Raw genomic sequence first — 17992 nt, 5'->3', positions numbered from 1 at the left:
GCTTTTTACAGCAACCAAGTACAACTTAACAAAAAAACGCTAATGCAATAACATTAGCGACTAAAAGCTATTCTCTATCACTACTCGTTTGGTAAATTTCGGACTCTTCTGCGGCAATGGACGAATTATTAAAACTTGATACATATGAAAAATAGGTTGGTTTCTGCGTTTTATTCATTCTCTCAGTTAAATAATATTTAAGATAAGGATCTACACAGTAAATGTAGCACCCCTTCATCCCCCTGGTCATCAATGTTCGATAAGTATTTCTAATAATTTGGTCTGCTATCTGAAGGGCTTCATCCTTATTCTTTTTATATAAAGATTTAAAACCAGATAGTGACTTATCTGTACTTGCACGTTTAAAAGGATCTGTTACAATTCTTCCTTTTTCATATCGCAAATCTCCACCAATAATAATACCTTGAAAATTTCACTCTGAAGCTCATTCGGATCATCGAATATCTTAAGGTCATATTCAAAATCGAATCCATGCTTCATCCAATCCGACAAAGGCTGCTGTGGCAAGATAATCTCCACCCAAGGTAGATTGCTTTTGACCATAGCTTGGGAAAGGACAAGTCGGCAAGCTGACTACAGGAAGATTGTTTTTTAAACAAAAAATTTCGCACTAAAGAGAATGCTTGCGGATTGCTGCTACAATAGAATCTGTATTCCATCTTACCATTTCTTTAGCAACATTCTGTACCTCTGAAGGTACTCTCTCTGCCCCCCAAGGAATAACCCCTACAATAGGTTTATTGTATTTTTGAGCTAATTCAATCTCCTTTTGAATCCAGTATTTATAATTTACATACATTCCTGAAATCACTAGAACACAGTTAACAGGCTTAATTTGTCTATCAAGAGCATCTGTAAGTTGTTTTTTCCCTGCATCTGTATTAGGATCTATCACGGGGTCATGCTCCGGTACTGAGTAGTTTCTCCACTTAAAATTATTCGCACCATTTAAGAGATTAACTAGACCGTTATAATCATCCCCATATTTCCAAGCATGACTAATAAATAAATCATAGGTTTTTAAGATTGGCATCTAACTCATTCCTCCACATATAATAGTTTTAATATTTCATTGCATTCATTGTTAAGCCCTTGCAACACAGAATAAAGCATTACTTGCTCATAGGTCGCTTTTCTCTCGAAATAATCAGGTTTATGTCTTTCAACAGCTTCTTTCATCTTAATATGTGCTTCTTCAAAATCATCCTCCAATAACTCACATTCTGCAAGTGTACAGTCTAGCCACCAATTCCCTCCAGCTGTATTGCCCCATGAATCACATATATATCTTGCCAATTTGTTCCCTTTACCCATGTCTTGTCCACCAATAATCTTGTAAAGATATGCTGTATTGATAGCAGGATAATAATCTTCGATGTTCAATCTAAATGCTTCAATATAAATACTCTTTGCACGAATTAACAACTCTAGATTAATTTGATTCTTTCTAAGGAGTTCTCCATTTTTAAAAGTAGCCCTTCGTTTATATTGTGCAGCAAGCATTGACAAGGTGTCAGAATCCTGTAAACCAGACTGCCATAACCCGTATACCAGATCTGCGGCACTTTCAAAATCGCCATTTCTCGTTAAACAATTTGCCTTTAACTTAATTAAACTTTGCTTGTATTTATAAGGATATACTCTAATGCTGTCAACTTCCATATAACAACCTTCTGCAGCCTCAATGTATCCTAATGCCTCGCTATATAAGCCAAACTTCTTACATAGTTGTGCCAACTGAAAAATGAACTCACCCGATTTCCCTTCAACTGTTTCATTTTCCAAGAGCCCCTTAAACACTTTAGCGTTAGGAGCCTTGATGAAAAATTCAATGGTATCCTTTTCTTCTTTTAACATTGCAGGTGCATCTGGTAACGCCAACGATAAATCTTGCTTTAATATTTTATCGATTATTCTAGGCTTTTCAGTATTTCTATATAAACGATAGAGCTCACGCTCTCCAAAATTTTTAGCCAGCGGTATTATTCCTAATTCATCAAACTTAACATGGTTTAGAGCTTCTGGTAATGCTTCAATCGCATCTTTAAATTGTTTAGTGACGAATACTTCCCCAGCTCTAGTGATCGGCTCAATCCTTGCAGTAGCATTTATATTTGAACCAAGCATGTTTACCCCACCCAATATAGGGTCTTCAAATGTATCGAACTCTCCAAAATGTCCTGCAATTCTTGGCAAAACACTTTTGGGTTGAAAAGTATTATTACTTGCATCAAGGAAAAAATCCCTGTAATCCAGCATCATATCAACTGCATCTTTTCCATCCTCAAAAATTGCAACAATAGCATCACCCCAGGTATTCCAAATCTTAGATTTATCTCTATAAGTATGTATCTTTTCAAAAAGTCTTGGTAATACATCTTTATAAAAAAGCCTAATTTCAGGGGGGGATAATTTGGAAAAGCCTTTCAAGTCTGAAAATATGATATAACCATTCACGAAATACTCCTCCTTATGATAAAGCATTGCATTTTTGTGCAATTAGAGATAAGAGCTCATTTTTTTCATTATAGTAGTCGTATAGCTTTGTTATCCCATCGAATATATTCGAATTGTAAAACGTATCCAAGCCTATGTTGACGTATACAATATCTTTTACACCGTTTGTTCTTTTGGCATTTACAAAATAATTTAATTCAGACTCTGGCCAACCCGTTTCAGGGTTAATGAAATTATTGGATAAAAAAACAATGCACAAATTTGACTTTTTAAGCCCTTCATCAATTTTTTTTACAATACTATCTCCAGCTTGAATCTCATACTCAGCATAGAAACATGGTATCTCAATTTTCTGAAAATCCTCAAAGATTTCATTGACTATGAGTCTATCCTTTCCAGAATAACATAGAAACACTGTATACTTTGTTGAGACTGCTCCAAGTGGCCAGATCACTTCCATTGTAGCTTTATCAGGAAAATCAAAGATATCACTTTTTTCCGGCACAATAATTTGTTCCAAAATTGCCGCGTCAGTTATTTCTAACCCTAGGTATCCTTTCTCTTCTATGTCGAAAACAACATCTCCAAAATACTCCTTTAATCTCCTTCTGTCTTGGGAGTAATTATTTTGTATCCAAACTTCAATATCATCTATAGTTAACATACAATCTATGTATAAAAACAATTCTAAATTATATGGATTATTGTTTATAATTATTATAATTCTAGAGACTCTAGTATCAAATTCTTTTAAGAAGTCATTTATAAACTTCACTTCCGACATTCTATTACCATAGCTTAATTGAAACAGATAAGACTTTTGTAATCCGTTCTTTTTAATAAAATTGAATTTTTTGACTAATTGTACAAGAGTTCTATACATAATTTATAGTTGCCTTTCTTAATATCGATAATAATTCCTGCATTCCCTTCTCTGTATACTCAATAAATCGGTATTCCTGGAGCAAAGATGGTAATTTACTACGTGTTACGTCAATATTTACACATATTAAATTTGAGATTCCAGAACTCACTCTCTTTTGAATAAAATAATTCATTTCCGCGTGTGTCCATCCAGAGGTAGAGTTAAGAAAATTATTCGAAATAAACAGTATACCTAAATGTGATTTATCAAGTCCCTCATTAATTTTTTGCACGAAATCATCATTTCCATTAATCTCAAATTTATCGTACCAAACATTCAAGCCCAGATTAGTAATTCGACTATAAATACTATCTACTATTTTTTTATCTCTGCTAGAGTGGCTCAAGAATACTGTCGGCTTATCCGATAACCCCCCCTTCATTATTTGATTATACTTGCTTTCTTCTGGAAATAGGAAATTACCACCTTCAATAAAGAAAAGATCTAAAAGAAAACCTTCTTCCATTCCACTCATCCCCGTATAAGATCTACTTCCCATTGAATTTAGTATATCCCCCAGAAAAAAATTGAATTTTCTTTCCTTTTCTTTATAATTAGTGTTCAACCATTCCTCGAACTCTTGTGTATCACCGTAAAAATTCAAATAAAAATAAAACTCAAAATGATAAGGATTATTGTTTACCCATAACCCTGTTCCAACAAGTTTACTAGGTTCATATCTATTTAAAACATCAAATATAAACTTTTTTTCAGTCATTCTTCTGCCGTAATCAAGCGTAAATAAATAGGATTTATGCTTCTCCTTCTTGTATTCTTCCAAGTGTTTTCCTCCAAACTATCTCTATTTAATTAAGTAAAGTAAAGTAAAGTAACCGTGTGTATTAATTAAAGCACTAGGAAGACTCTCACCTTCTTCGTGATTGGTCCAAACCACTCCAGAACACTGAACCAATTTAACACCGATATCAAAACCTATCCATTGAGATATTTGAAATTTATAAAGGTCTTCGTTTACTTCTTTAATGAAGGCTTCAGGATAAATGTGTCATGAACAAATATTGGAAGTGAAATTTCTATTGTACTGGTCTGTCTTTCTTCATAGGAAATTACAATCCTATTTGTTCCATAAAGGTTACTCATAATCTATTATGTTCCCATCTATCATACCACAAATTTTGGAAATACGCAGATATAACTGTCGATTTTTACGACCCTAAACTTACATCTTTCGGCAATAATCGATCCTAACAGAACCTTAAAAATAAAATCCCCAAACATTGTTCGATTAGGTTCAAAATATTGTTTATAGATACTGTAGTACTAATTACTTCTTCGCAAGCATACTCATCATTCTACATTACCCAGTACATCAATCCAACCGCTTTTAGCGAACCAGCCAAATCTCATTTCGAACCATTAAAATGACTGCCACCACATGGTTCGTCTTCGAGTGGCAATCCCGTTGCGCAGTTTTGAGGTAACTCCATTTTGACACCACTTTGTATAATAAATAAAATTATAATTAAACTGAATCAATCTAATGTTATAGCAAAGAAGTGTTATTTATGGTTAGAAAAACATATTCTACAAAGTTCTATTCGAGAGGAAACTGAAGATATGAACAAACCAACAATTTTTTTTAGTCATTCTAGCAAGGACAAAGATTTGATGCTATCGGTTAAAAATAAATTAGATTCTTTTACTGGCGGTGTACTGGATATTTTTCTGTCAAGCGACGGTCAAAGCATTCCGTTCGGAAGTAATTGGGTTCACAAAATAGAGGATGGCCTTAAACGGTCCTCTATAATGTTTGTTTTTGTAACACCAAATTCAATTGCTTCAAATTGGATCTATTTCGAAGCAGGATTTGCATATTCGAAAAGTATAGAAGTTATTCCAGTAGGTATTGGGATTGACATAGCTTTATTAAAAGCGCCGTTAAATTTGCTTCAAGGTTTTAACATAAATTCGGATGATGGACTGAATAATTTCATTACTGTGATAAACAAAAAATTTGACTTTCACTTCGAGGAGAAATTTTCAAATAATGATTATGCGAGTATTATCACTCATCAAAATGATTCTTTGAAGAATCTTGATTTAGGGCATATTTTTGATTCTATAGATTATGAGCTACTTGCAGAGTATGGGGATGGAAAAGACGGTAAAATCACATATAACATAGAAAAATTTTTTGAGAATACAATGAACTACCTTGCTAAGCACAGTATAAAATATTCTTATCAATTTTCTCAAAGCCAAAAAGTTATTTTAGTTTATGGGATAAAAATACTCTATAAAATTGGAAAGAAACAGGATGAGAAGGGTTCTGTCTCGCAAAGCGATTTGGATAAAATCACCTTTATAATTTCACCTTATAATTTTGAAAAATCATTTAACTTATTTGCTCAACTAGCTCGATTAATTGATGAAAAAGAGTGGTTTCATCTCAGATTCAGTTTAAAAAGTGGATATATCTATATAACACGACAAGAACACCTAGCATCCGTTATGTCTATGTATCCAGATAAATTTGGTTTTTCTGAAAATAGTATTGGACGTTTTTCTTATGGAGAAAAAGATATTAAGTTCTCTATATATAATCAAAACAGGTGGACATCACAAAAAACTGAACACTATGTCCTTAATCTATCATTTATTCCACAAAGTATTACCTATCAGGATATTCAGGATTTTATCTGCTCTCTAGTAGATAAAGAAGTTATCTCCAAAGTATAGTTCAATCGGGGTTGTCCGGTTCATTTCGTGACATCGGGGACTGTCCCTTCCCCGGGTGCATACGACCAAGTTGAGCCTCTCCAGCAGTGAATTGCATGCGCTCGAAGAAAACAACCCGCCCGATGTACATAGCTATGAAACTGGATGCCAGTGAATCTAATGCAATTAAAAGTAAATTCGGAGAAGGCAAGCGCAGGTACAAGCTTAACCGTATTCGAAAGCGCCATGCACAAACAAGCATGTCCTTCATCAACGATGTCTGGTCGGCCTCCCTCTACCAATTGACTAATACAAATGTAATATTGAAACTAAGGCATCAGCTTTTCCTCGATTCCCTGAAGGTCATCGAGAAATATATTATCAAGCATCGTCAACCTATATGCGCCAATATGGAAAAGATCCCCAACGGGAGATGGTTCCAGCCCTTTTATAGCGCCGATCATCAACGGGACGTTCAGTATAAGGAAGGACTTTTGGCATTGTGGGAGACCTTTTTTATCTGCTTCCCGGTGGTCACGACAACGTTGCATTCTTTCCGGGAAGACACGTTCCAGCTTCTCCCCGCCTTTTTGGATACACTGTTTGTTGATGAAGCCGGGCAAATTCTTCCTCACTACCTTTGCGCTCCGCTCTATCGCGCTCGAAGAGCCATTGTCGTAGGCGATGTTGAACAATTGGAGCCTGTCCGTACCGTGAGGCTGGATCTAATTAATAGCTATACAAATATTTCGGAAGCCCTGCACTCGTCGGTTTGCGTGGAGAGCAACAGCGTTCAACATTATGTAGACCGTCATGCCGATTGGTTTGAAATCTTCAAGGGTCAACGGGTTGGACTGTTTTTAACTGAGCATAGACGTTGCGAAGCTGCTATCATGCGCTTCTCGAACTATTACGTTTATGACAATAAGCTTATCATCACGAACCAGGACAATCACGACAAACTGTTCGGGCGCAACATGCTGGCGTTTGATGTGCGAGGAGCAAATAAAGGGAATGCAAATGAGACGGAGATTCAATTCTGCCGTCGACTAGTTGACAAATACAAGGAAGTATACGGTTCCGATATCGTGGCAGAGATCGCGATTATTGCACCGTTCTATAGGCAGGTGGAAGAACTAACCCGGGCGATTCCAGAAGTTAAATCCGGGACTGTTCATTCTTTTCAAGGCCAAGAACGAAAAATCATTTTGTTTACATCCGTTATTGATTCATATCTCGGGAAACAATCCGGTCTGGGTTCATTCATCGGCGGTAAGAGCAATATGCTCAAAGTAGCATTTTCCAGAGCGAAAGAACAATTTGTTTGGATTGGCAACCTGGATGTCATGCGCAATTTAAAGCAAGACAACTTCCTGCATAAGCTCTTCAAAATTACGTTAGAAGTAGGAGCATGCTTTAGTCCATACGACAGCGATAATATTAGAAGTCATTTTAAGGAAAGTTACGATGCAGAGGTTTACCGATTGTACGCGGATCCTGTCAAAGGAGGTCCGTCATCGAGTCCATTTCAAAACTATTTGAAAGAACATTTTCCAACCGGAATTATTCTTAAGCCCGCCCAACATCATACGCTGTTGCTTCGAGCTATACAACTGGCATCAAAGAGTATTCGGATTCTCTCTCCATGGATGCTGCACACTGTGGTAGATGAGCCGTTCCGTCATTCTCTTCAACAATCTATTGACCGCGGAGTGGACATCCGAATTGGTTTTGGTTACAAGCCATCTAAATTTACTTTGGCGGATATTGATAAAATCGTGCAGTTGGACAACTTCGGAGGCGAATTAGAGAAAACCCGTGAAGCCATCGAAGAGCTGTTCAGAATGCTGCAAGATCGATTAGCTTATGTTCCGCCCATCCACAGCAAAATCCTGCTCGTCGATAACCAGTTTCTTTTTATCGGATCGCATAATTGGTTATCCAATAAAGGCAGGCAAAACCGGGATGAAATCAGCTGTCTGTTAATGAAACAGGAGTCCATAGAGTATGTTCAGAAGCAATACTTGGAGCCTTTGTTGAATAAGAGCTTTCGGGAAGTTGGAGAGCCAAGCTTTTCTGGTTAAGCATACTTTTATAGAGTTAGCATAAACGATAAGCTAGTTTATTGGTCTCCCCAATGGCTATGCCCCTTTAGGGGAGACCTCTCCCAATGAGCTTCGTTTCCGATTGAAGCTTGGAGCCAAGATACCAGAAGCCGGGCGCTTATATGAAAAAATTCCTGCACGATGAAGCTTCCATGCTAGTAGGTGCAAGAGAAGAAGTAGAAACGGTATGTGACACAAAAAAGCGATTGAAGTAGCTAAAAAGTTGCTGAGCGTTTAAAAATGAATAAGAGGAAAGTATGTTGGAGATTTTTTAAATTTTCTTTGCTCGTAGTTTTTTCGGTATGAGCGGATATTCCGACCCATATTCCAAAGAAGCAAGAAAAATTTGATATTGAGCGATGCTCACTTTTTCTGACAAACTTATCTGCTCCCGATCGCAAAAATATTTGTAATAACGAATAGACTCCTTACTTCTACCTTGTTTAAATAACATTTCGCCTAGATCAAATAAGAAAGATGGAGTTTCAGAGTCATCCAAGAAAGAATCAAGTTCTCCTTTTTTACACCCTCCAGCATAGCTCTCTCCTTAGCATACAATCGCTAAAAATCCCCATTAAAACTTTGACATAGTAGGAATTTACTATATAATTTTACGACAGTTAACAATAATTATCCATTGGTTAATTTATGTAAAATGATTGCGCTTTTTCCGAAAGGATTTGTATGAAATTGGTAAATTATACCCATTTTTGTACTTAATCAATTAAGTACCTTTTCCCTAGTGAAATTCCTTGTTGCATGTGTCATACTAAATTATAAGAAGTTGGCGCGTCACTTCTCCAAATGCCTCGAATTAATTACTCTTTGTTTAAGTTTACCTATTTAACATAATGGAGAAGTAACTCTGAGACCCCACTTACCTATTTTCACTCCTTTGTTATCTTCTTAAAAATTTCGTAATATTCTTCACTCGATTTCTATTGCTTATTACCGATAGTTAACGTGTTAATCCAAGGAGGAAAATACAGGTGAGAAAGTTAAAAATCATTACATTGACTGCTTTATCAGCAACATTATTATTAACCGCACCTTTGCAATTGACAGCAAATGCAACTGAAAGTTCTTCTAAAGTGAACAACCAAGAAGCAATTCCACGCCTTGCTCCTGTCAATCCTTATGCAGACTTTTGGTGGGGTTTTCCTCTCACTGGAAGCGAACAAACGATTACATCTGATTTCGGTTTGCGACCCGGCGAATTTCATAAAGGCATTGATCTTAGAGCGAATTTCATCAAAATATACGCCGTACAAAATGGGACTATTCTGTCCTCGGGTGATTGGGGCAATGGAAATGGCGGTAAATATATTGCACTAGAATCTGACGATGCAGACCCTGACACGGGGAAGAAGCTTATAGTCAGATATCTACATCTGAGTAAGCAAGATGTAACTAAAGGTCGAGTTACCAAGGATCAAAACATTGGCGTGTCAGGTAACTCAGGGGGAGTAGCAGCTCACCTACACTTTGATGTCAATAATGCAGGAAAGTATTCTGGATTGACGCAAAGTGATATGATTGACCCGAAAATTTTCTATCCATCTCCTCGTATAAAATTTACTTATGTTAATTCCCTTCTGTCCAATACAGATTCAATATCCGGGGAATCTATTGAATATGACAATCCAGAATACTTCTTTGATAACGCTCTAATAGATTTTGTTGGAAGAAACGCATTTGATCAATGGAAAAAATCTACTTCTGAAAAGGATGCTACGGTAAGTGCTTTCAAAAAACATTTTAAAATCAGTGATAAAAAAGAAAAGGAACTAAAGGAAGCATATTATAAATTACAATAGTTTCAACAGCACCAGTAAACACCTCTGTTTACTGGTGTATCTCTGTTTATAACGAAAGGTGTGGTTTTATGATGATTTTAAGAAGAACAATCCCTGTAATGATGTTAAGTTTCACATTGCTAGTCGGTTGTGAGCAAAGAAGTGTATCCGTGGAAAGCAAGTCTGTCACTGACCAAAATTATGAAAAACAATTACAAAACGCAAAGAATCAGTTAGAAGTAGCAAAAAAAATGGTTCCTTCTGAGCCTATAGTATCCTTGTCAACAGTAACTCAAATACTAACCGAATATTACCCGATGCTTTTTAAACAGAAAGATGCGGAATCATTATGGGAATATTACGCGCGTATGACATGGCATACCACAGATAAAAGCAAAGAAAACCTAAAGAAAAATATAGATAAACATGTGGACTATTTAAAAATAAAAAAAATGTATGAAGACAAGATGCTTCCATTACAATCTGACGACCCTTATCCGACATGTAGGATAACCGAAATGAATATAAGTTACCAAAAAGGAAAGAAAGGGGGAGAGGGGGCTTATAAGGTACACACTGTTTATGAATTATATAAGAAAGATCAGACAATAAAATTTCCAGTGGAACTAACAATACCAGAAAACGATGAATTTTTCAGCAGTTTGTTCGCATCTGGTGATGAGAAGGAACCACATGATTACGGAGTACCTTCCGATGAGTTGAGTAAAGCGCGAAGAGAATTTATGAACTTATTAATTGGCACAAGAGCTAGGACGCTCACAGTGGAAGAAAATAAAATTTTATTGGAATAGCTCTCGCAAACGGAATGGTTTGATAATTAAATTTTGCATTATTAAAGTTGAAATCGTGGGTGCTTACAATACTCACGATTTTTCACCTTTAGGGAGCTAATAAAATAACGATGATGAGTTCAAGTATCAACAATAACAACTGGGGACGTAATAACTCACGTCCCCAACACTACAGGCCTCTCACTCGACACCCTTATAAATCAACTGACAAACACTTTCCACGTGAACGGTATGCGGGAACATATCCACCGGCTGGACCTCCGCGACGGTGTAGCCGCCGTCCTCGAGCACGCGCAGGTCGCGGGCTAGTGTCGATGCACTGCACGACACGTAGACGACGCGCCGCGGCCGCAGCTCGAGGATCGTTGCGAGCAGCGCGGGGTCGCAGCCTTTGCGCGGCGGGTCAACGACGATCACGTCAGGGCGGACACCCTGACGTGTCCATTCGGGCAGGACGACTTCGGCCGGTCCTGCCTGGAAGTGCACGTTCGACATGCCGTTGAGCTCGGCATTCTTACGTGCATCGGAGATCGCCTCTTCGACGATCTCGACGCCGTACACCTGTCCCGCGCGCTGCGCCAGGAACAGGGAGATCGTGCCGATGCCGCAATAGGCATCGACGACTGTCTCGCCGCCGGTCAATGCGGCGTATTCCAAAGCTTTCCCGTACAGCACTTCCGTTTGTACGGGGTTGACTTGAAAGAACGATCGTGCGGAAATGGCAAATTTCACGTCGCCGATGTAGTCGTAGATGACCTCGCTGCCCCACAGGACGCGGGTTTCATCCCCAAAAATAACGTTCGTCCGCTTCGTATTGACGTTATGACAAATGCTTGCAACGCCGGGCACGGCCGCCCGGATGCCGGCCACCCATTCGTCCGCGCGAGGAATTTCAAAACCATTGGTCACCAAAACGACCATGATCTCGCCCGTGCGGTAGCCGACTTTCACGACGACGTGGCGAAGTAGTCCGGCGTGCAGTTCTTCCCGATAGGCGCTAATTCCAAGCCGCGTCCCGATTTCTTTCACGCGGGCAACGACTTCGTCGTTAGCCTCATGCTGGATCAGGCATGTATCCATATCGATAATGCGATGGCTGCCCTGCGCGTAAAACCCGCCGACCAAGCCGCCCTGCTCTTCGCCGAAAGGAACCTGTGCTTTGTTCCGGTAGCGCCACGGGTTTTTCATGCCGATCGTCGGATGGACGATAACGCCCTGCTCCGCACGCCGGCTCGCCGCGGAAACGCCCTCGTTCGAGCCCGCGTCCGCACCGGAATCGGCGGCCTTGCCTTCCCGCTCCGGTACCGGAGCTTTGCCGGTCGCCCGCTCCAGACCGGCGGCCTCGTCCGCCCGCTCCGAACCCGCGGCTTCGCCGATCGGCGGCTCGCCCAACACCTGCAGCTTGCCGATGCGCTGCAGGTTGTCCACAACCTGCCGGCGCTTGACGCGCAGCTGCGCCTCGTAGCTCAAGTGCTGCAGTTGGCAGCCGCCGCACTGGTCGTAAATGCCGCAGTCCGGCCGCACCCGATCCGGACTTTCCTCCAGCACCTGCAGCAGCGAGGCGTAGCCGTACTGCTTCTTCAGGTGCTCGACTCGCACCAGCGCGCGCTCACCCGGGAGGGCGCCGCCGACAAAAAGGGTAAAGCCGTTCACACGGCCTACCCCTTCCCCGTCATGGCTGATCCCGATGATCTCAGCCTCATATTGCTGCCCTTTTTGCACGGGCAGATCCGTCGCCGCGGCGCGTTTGCCTGCGCCCGGCCCGCGGCCTGCAGCAGCCGTCCCGCCGCGATTTTTATGTTTACCGGTATTTTTTTTAACAGTCATAATACCCTCGCTTTTATACCCGTCACCGCCCGCTCCAGACCTGCGCCATGCTCAACATGGGCGAAATGTGGCGGATTGCGGTGTCTATGAATTTTACCCTGTACCAGGAATCCGGCGGAACGCCGCGTACATCGTCGGCACACGGTACTTAAATGCCGCCAGGCAAGCACGCACCTCTCCACGCGCACGTTGCAGCGCTGCACGGCGGGCCTCCCCTACTCTCTCACATCGCCATGCTCGACGTCCTCGTCGGTTTGACCGATTCCTTTCAATTGAAACGGCGCGGTCAGCGTGTTGAGCAGCGTCTTTTTGTAGATCGACTGGCCGGATTCATCGACGATGATTTGCAGGTGGCTTTTCAGATTGGTCATGACGCACGGCAGCGTGCCGCCGAACTCCCCGTCCAGGTTAAGCTGGACGTAGTCCGGCGAATTGATTTCGATATGGCTCGTCTGAAAATAGATCACGTTCGGATCGCTCAAATGTTCGCCCCGCAGCGCCAGCGTCACGACGCGGATGAATTCGGCGAGATTGCATTTGCGCAAAATGATGACATCGAACAGGCCGTCGTTCAGGCTGGCGTCGGGCGACAGCTTTTCAAAGCCGCCGACAGAGTTGCTGTTAGCGACAAGGAACATCATTGCTTCCTCGTGCAGCTCGGTTTCGCCTGTTTTGACAAACAGCTCGATAGGCCGCAGTCTGGGCAGCTTTTCGAGTCCTTTCATATAATAAGCGAGCTGGCCGATCATCGTTTTCAGCTTGCTGGGCACTTCGTAAGTCAGTTCCGTCAGGGAGCCTCCCCCTGCGATGTTGATAAAATAGCGGTTGTTGATCTTGCCTACGTCAATGTCCCGCGTGTACTGCCTGACGATCAGGTCGCACGCTTGTTCCCAGTTTTTGGGGATATTCAGCGCTCTGGCAAAATCGTTTGTCGTCCCGAGCGGCAAAATGCCGAGGGCGGGCCGATGGTTTTTCTCGGCCATTCCGCTTACGACCTCGCACAGCGTGCCGTCCCCGCCCGCCGCGATGATGACGTCGAAGCCGCGGGCTACCGCCTCGGCGGCCGCCAGTGTCGCATCGCCTTCGCCGATCGTCGCGTGCGTCGAGGTTTCAAGCCCTCCGCGCTCCAACCGCTGAAGGATTTCCGGCAGCCGTTTTCGCATTTCCTCGCGTCCGGAAGTCGGATTATAGATCAGTCTTGCCCTTTTAACCATTACGCACTCATCACCCGTTCGCAATTGTTATTTGAGAAGCGGCTTGCTTCTCAATCCATCTGGAAATAAGCGGACTGGGCAGGAGCGCCCGTCCATTGTATCTGTATTCGAACCCTTCCATTCGGGAAGGAATCACATTCCGTGTAAAATAGCCTTCGCTCAAAAACAGCGGGGCCACGATGACCGTATGGCCGGGCTTCCTTTGGGCCCACCGCGTCATTTTGCGCTTCACCTGATCGGGCAGAAGCATCGCCACATCCGCTTCATCGAAGCCGCCGATCGTCTTCAGCCGCCCGGCCAGCTTTTCCAGCCCTTGGCGCCATTTGAGATGAAAATTTTTTTCCACACTGCCGTGGCCTACCAGCAGCACGATTTCCTGTTCGGGATTGACGCTGAGCCCGGCGATTTTGTCGTAAACAATATCGGCAATCACCGGATCATCGTCGATCGGCGATGCGAGACGGATTCTGGCTTTTATATCGAAAAGCTCCATATCGGTCGCAAGGATCGGCTCCGGAATGACGCCCAGCGCATAGCTGATCTCATCAATATGTGTGCTCCCGGAGGACACGAACAAGGGAACGACTATAATATCCGTGACGCCTGCGGCTTCCAGGCTGTAAATACCGTCCTGGATCAGACGCCCTTCGACCAGTTCCAAATACGAGGCATAGACCGGAATACCGCCGGGCAGCGAGACCCCCGACACCGCATCATCTACAAGTCTGACCCAATCCTCGTCCCGGGAACCATGGCTGATTACAAGCACACCGTATTTGTTCATCGCACTCTTCCCACCGTTCCGGACACTACCATTATTCTTATGCTATCGAAATGGTCCTCCCATGTCAATTGAGCATGAAAATAGTCCCACATCAAAAATGGGACCTTTCGGTTATTTCCAATTATTAGGCGACCTATCTGTGAAAAAGCCCTGCTCGGCGCTAGGCAAAGCAGGACGGTTTGTTATTTGTTCATTCGGGCCCGGGACGGACGCCGCCTGTTAGCGGTTAGCTTTTAACGGTCCAGCCGGTCCAGCGTCATTACGTAGCCGTCATTCCCGTAGTTCAGACAGCGTTTTACACGGGATATGGTCGCCGTGCTCGCACCTGTCTCCGCTTCGATCTGGTTATACGTACAGCCTTTGCGCAGCATGCGTGCCACTTCAAGGCGCTGGGACAGCGATTGAATTTCGTTCACGGTACACAAATCATCAAAAAAAACGTAGCACTCCTCTATATCTTTGAGCGTAAGAATCGCTTCAAAAAGCTGGTCGATCGCCTTATCATTTAGTTTTTTCAACTGCATGTTATCAACTCCCGGAAGAACGTCGTCGTAGCTTATGAGTTTAGCAAGCTCTGTTGTATGTTTCGACACTCCTCCCATAATTCCTTCCTTTAGGTTTGCAAAACGTTAAAATTTCTATGCGTTAATGGGCTAAATTGTTACAAATCACAATACCCGTGACATCCGTCCATACCAACGGTAGGCAAGTGACATATCCTGTATTAGAAAAACTTGATAAAAAGGATCGTGAATCCACTGTGAACACACAAAGACCAATGAATGGAAATGGCCCCGAGGCGTATACCAGAAGCTTTGCCCCACCCCAAATCGGCGATGGCTTCGGGGGACCTTATCCCGGCCCTGGCGGAGGCGCTCCGTTTGGCGGTTTCCCACCTAGCGGCAATCTTCCAGGCCCGTTTCAAGGCGGAGGCGGGGGCGGGGGGTTATTTGGCGGAGGCGGAGGCGGAGGCGGCGGAGGTTTGTTTGGCGGCGGGGGCGGAGGCGGAGGCTTGTTCGGCGGAGGCGGAGGTTCCGCCAATCCGCTCAGCGGCATTAATTTCAAGCAAATCCAAGGCTTCGTAGAACGCATGGGCGGAATTGAAGGCATCATCGGCACGATGGGCAAAGTCCAAAAATTCGTAAACAGCTTTCAACAAATGGCGCCGATGTTAAAAGTGCTTTTTAATTCGATCGGCAAGGCTGCCAAATCTACCGATTCCGATTCTGGCCGGTCACGCAAGCGCAAGCGCCGCAAGAAATCCGGCTCCAGCCGCAGAAAATCCGGCGGTTCCGGACGCACCCGCAGATAAAACGGCCCTCTTCGGCCAATACGATAAGCCGCCTCGCTTGGCATGCATGCTGCCGGCAGGGCGGCTTTCGCCTTTGCAGCGCCTACTCCGTTTGGAGCGCCGAGCCTTCGGGCACGAATTGAATCCATGTGTTGCCCGGCAGCAGCGGCACTTCCTTCCCGTCCGCAAATGCGCGGATCATGCCGTTTTTGCGTTCCCAAACGATCTCCTGGGATTTGCCCTGCTGGAGAATGACGCCTTTGCCGGGACCGAACACATCGACTTCGCGCCGCCCCTCTTTATCCACAATGCGGTGCTTGCTTTCCAGCACGAGCAGGTTCGTCGTCTGCAGTTGCTTGCCGGTTTCTTTATCCAGATGCGGCTTGCCGTCCATGCTTCGCTTGTATACGCCCTCAGAGGCGCTGTATTCGTAAGAAACGACGTATCCCGAAATATAGGGAATCCGAATGCGCGAGACAGCCGGACCCGTAAGCCTGCTTTGACCGTCCTTGGCAAAAGCGAGCAGCGGGCCGTTCCACTCCTGGCGGAAGCTGCGCGCCTCGGAGCCTTCCTTCATTTTATCCGTGGAGGTATACAAATTGTGCGGAGCTTTGCGCTCGGAATCGCGCCAATAAAAGGCCCCGTCACCGTAAACCTCGTCGAGATGTGCCAGCTTGCGCCCCGCGAGTATGTTCATCGCGTCCTGGCTCCAGCCTGCATGAACGATAACGGCGTCAAGCATATCTCCGATTTCCACAAAATAAGGGCGGATGCTGCGCACAGGGCCGATCGTTTTCGCTTCGTGGCTCTGGAAAACCGAGACGAATCTCGTGATCTCGCCTTCCGCCAATATTTCATACACGATATCCGCCTGATCCAGCCCGGTCTGCGGCCTCGCTTGCGGCGAATTTTCGACCATGACCATGAAGGGTCTGCTCTTCACTTCAGCTTCGCTCGGCAAGCCGGTCAGCGGAAACCTGAACGGGGCCGGCGACGATTCTACGGCTGCGGAAGCAGGCTCGGACGATGCGGAGACCGCGGTTGTTTCCGCAGGCTTGACGCCGGTCGCCGGGGAACCGGACGACGCGCCGCCGCAGCCGGATAAGGCGATAGCCGCACATCCGAGGATCAGCCAGACGCGAATGCGGGCTGGGCGTAATTTTAATAGTTTCATAGGGCTGCACCTCTCCTACTCGTTCTTCGGAAGTTTGTCCGACGGAGGTACTTTGCGCATTTTGCATACGTTTGCCTTCTACCGGGTTCATCGAACAGACTCTTAGCTATTCTTATTCTGGCAAGAGGACATTTAGAAGACTTTCAACCTATTTTTTACATGAATTACTAGTTCGCGGCGCGTGTGGAAGAACCCTTTTTCGCGATTGGAGATTCAGAGGGGACAATGCCCGTCTGCACGGCGTTCCCGCCAAGCTTTTCGTTCCGCGCAAAAGCCGGATGTGCTATAGTTTTTGTTACAGCTTATTTACCATTTGCATTCAAGGAGGCTTCCATCATGGTTACCCGAACAGGCGATACCGGCCCGGCGTCCGTTATTTTGTTTGACGGGGTATGCAACCTGTGCAGCGGAGCCGTACAATTCATCCTGCGCAACGATCCGAGGGGCAAGTTTCGTTTTGCGTCCCTGCAGTCTCCCGCCGGTCAGCGGCTTTTGCAGGAGCATGGGCTGCCGACGGATCGGATCAGCTCGATCGTGCTGATTGAAAAAGACCGCGCCTACACGCAATCTGCAGCCGCGCTGCGCATCGCCCGCGGGCTCCGCGGAGCGTGGCCGCTTGCCTATGCGGCGATTGCCGTGCCTCCGGCGGTGCGGAACGCCGTCTACTCCTGGATTGCGCGCAACCGGTACCGCTGGTTCGGCCAAAGCGAGCAGTGCATGCTGCCCAAGCCGGAATACAAGCACCGCTTTTTGGAATGAGATAAACCCCTATCGAGGTCTTTCGAAGATGTGAGGGCCGCGTTTAGAGGTAGGTTTATTCGCCAATAAGAATGCTGTTCTTCACGCTTTACCGCTGTAAAGAACTTAAACATTTTTATGTGGTAAAAAAACCGGAAGCGGCACCCTT

The 17992-nt window shown here is 44.2% G+C and carries 18 protein-coding genes; 6 read left to right on the top strand and 12 right to left on the bottom strand.

Annotation, left to right across the window (positions count from 1 at the left end; genetic code table 11):
- Positions 1-67: 67 nt before the first annotated feature.
- From AC3G2T_RS31535 to AC3G2T_RS31510, 6 genes are all read right to left on the bottom strand, one after another.
- Positions 68-403 (bottom strand): DNA/RNA helicase domain-containing protein, encoded by a 336-nt coding sequence (locus tag AC3G2T_RS31535; RefSeq protein ID WP_488437991.1) that lies wholly within the window; start codon positions 401-403, stop codon positions 68-70.
- A complete protein-coding gene (locus AC3G2T_RS31530) occupies positions 376-528 on the bottom strand; it encodes a hypothetical protein (RefSeq protein WP_488437990.1) in 153 nt (50 codons plus the stop codon). Before AC3G2T_RS31530 ends, AC3G2T_RS31535 begins: the two co-directional genes overlap by 28 nt.
- Positions 529-631: 103 nt before the next feature.
- Positions 632-1054: a TIR domain-containing protein gene (locus AC3G2T_RS31525; RefSeq protein ID WP_488437989.1), complete on the bottom strand. Its 423-nt coding sequence runs from the start codon at positions 1052-1054 to the stop codon at positions 632-634.
- 5 nt (positions 1055-1059) lie between these two features.
- Entirely contained in the window at positions 1060-2478 is a 1419-nt protein-coding gene (locus tag AC3G2T_RS31520; RefSeq protein ID WP_488437988.1) for a tetratricopeptide repeat-containing protein, read from the bottom strand.
- Between the two features lie 13 nt (positions 2479-2491).
- The gene (locus AC3G2T_RS31515; RefSeq protein WP_488437987.1) at positions 2492-3253 is read right to left on the bottom strand and encodes a toll/interleukin-1 receptor domain-containing protein; all 762 of its coding nucleotides are present in this window, start codon (positions 3251-3253) and stop codon (positions 2492-2494) included.
- 100 nt (positions 3254-3353) lie between these two features.
- The gene (locus AC3G2T_RS31510; RefSeq protein WP_488437986.1) at positions 3354-4184 is read right to left on the bottom strand and encodes a toll/interleukin-1 receptor domain-containing protein; all 831 of its coding nucleotides are present in this window, start codon (positions 4182-4184) and stop codon (positions 3354-3356) included.
- Positions 4185-4981: 797 nt separating this feature from the next.
- Here AC3G2T_RS31510 and AC3G2T_RS31505 point away from each other — a divergent pair.
- Both AC3G2T_RS31505 and AC3G2T_RS31500 read left to right on the top strand, forming a co-directional pair.
- Positions 4982-6103, top strand: coding sequence for a toll/interleukin-1 receptor domain-containing protein (locus AC3G2T_RS31505; protein ID WP_488437985.1), 1122 nt, complete (start codon positions 4982-4984; stop codon positions 6101-6103).
- 95 nt (positions 6104-6198) lie between these two features.
- On the top strand, positions 6199-8166 hold the full coding sequence (locus AC3G2T_RS31500) for an AAA domain-containing protein (protein ID WP_488437984.1): 1968 nt from the start codon (positions 6199-6201) through the stop codon (positions 8164-8166).
- Positions 8167-8458: 292 nt separating this feature from the next.
- On the opposite strand, the gene AC3G2T_RS31495 is transcribed toward AC3G2T_RS31500, so the two are convergent.
- Positions 8459-8686 (bottom strand): hypothetical protein, encoded by a 228-nt coding sequence (locus tag AC3G2T_RS31495; protein WP_488437983.1) that lies wholly within the window; start codon positions 8684-8686, stop codon positions 8459-8461.
- 490 nt (positions 8687-9176) lie between these two features.
- On the opposite strand from AC3G2T_RS31495, the gene AC3G2T_RS31490 reads away from it, so the two are divergent.
- Together AC3G2T_RS31490 and AC3G2T_RS31485 are read left to right on the top strand one after the other, a co-directional pair.
- Positions 9177-10004, top strand: coding sequence for a M23 family metallopeptidase (locus tag AC3G2T_RS31490; RefSeq protein WP_488437982.1), 828 nt, complete (start codon positions 9177-9179; stop codon positions 10002-10004).
- 68 nt (positions 10005-10072) lie between these two features.
- Positions 10073-10795 carry a hypothetical protein gene (locus AC3G2T_RS31485; RefSeq protein ID WP_488437981.1) on the top strand — a complete coding sequence of 241 codons (723 nt, stop codon included), beginning with the start codon at positions 10073-10075 and terminating at the stop codon, positions 10793-10795.
- Positions 10796-10975: 180 nt separating this feature from the next.
- Here AC3G2T_RS31485 and rlmD read toward each other — a convergent pair whose 3' ends face one another.
- The 4 genes from rlmD to AC3G2T_RS31465 all read right to left on the bottom strand — a co-directional run bounded on the left by rlmD (position 10976) and on the right by AC3G2T_RS31465 (position 15144).
- On the bottom strand, positions 10976-12622 hold the full coding sequence (gene rlmD / locus AC3G2T_RS31480; protein ID WP_488437980.1) for a 23S rRNA (uracil(1939)-C(5))-methyltransferase RlmD: 1647 nt from the start codon (positions 12620-12622) through the stop codon (positions 10976-10978).
- A 215-nt stretch (positions 12623-12837) separates the two neighbouring features.
- Positions 12838-13836, bottom strand: a complete 999-nt coding sequence (locus AC3G2T_RS31475; RefSeq protein WP_488437979.1) for a diacylglycerol kinase — start codon at positions 13834-13836, stop codon at positions 12838-12840.
- A gap of 10 nt (positions 13837-13846) precedes the next feature.
- Positions 13847-14620, bottom strand: a complete 774-nt coding sequence (locus AC3G2T_RS31470; protein ID WP_488437978.1) for a sirohydrochlorin chelatase — start codon at positions 14618-14620, stop codon at positions 13847-13849.
- A 233-nt stretch (positions 14621-14853) separates the two neighbouring features.
- On the bottom strand, positions 14854-15144 hold the full coding sequence (locus AC3G2T_RS31465; RefSeq protein WP_474684595.1) for a YerC/YecD family TrpR-related protein: 291 nt from the start codon (positions 15142-15144) through the stop codon (positions 14854-14856).
- A gap of 236 nt (positions 15145-15380) precedes the next feature.
- Here AC3G2T_RS31465 and AC3G2T_RS31460 point away from each other — a divergent pair, with 236 nt between their 5' ends.
- Positions 15381-15932, top strand: coding sequence for an aminotransferase (locus tag AC3G2T_RS31460; RefSeq protein WP_488437977.1), 552 nt, complete (start codon positions 15381-15383; stop codon positions 15930-15932).
- Between the two features lie 82 nt (positions 15933-16014).
- Here AC3G2T_RS31460 and AC3G2T_RS31455 read toward each other — a convergent pair whose 3' ends face one another.
- Positions 16015-17085, bottom strand: a complete 1071-nt coding sequence (locus AC3G2T_RS31455; protein ID WP_488437976.1) for a DUF3048 domain-containing protein — start codon at positions 17083-17085, stop codon at positions 16015-16017.
- A 336-nt stretch (positions 17086-17421) separates the two neighbouring features.
- Here AC3G2T_RS31455 and AC3G2T_RS31450 point away from each other — a divergent pair, with 336 nt between their 5' ends.
- Entirely contained in the window at positions 17422-17844 is a 423-nt protein-coding gene (locus AC3G2T_RS31450; RefSeq protein WP_488437975.1) for a thiol-disulfide oxidoreductase DCC family protein, read from the top strand.
- Positions 17845-17992: the final 148 nt, after the last annotated feature.

It is taken from the genome of Paenibacillus sp. sgz302191 (genome assembly GCF_057749925.1).
Note: the sequence above shows the minus strand (reverse complement) of the source record. Positions and strands in the feature narration are given on the sequence as shown.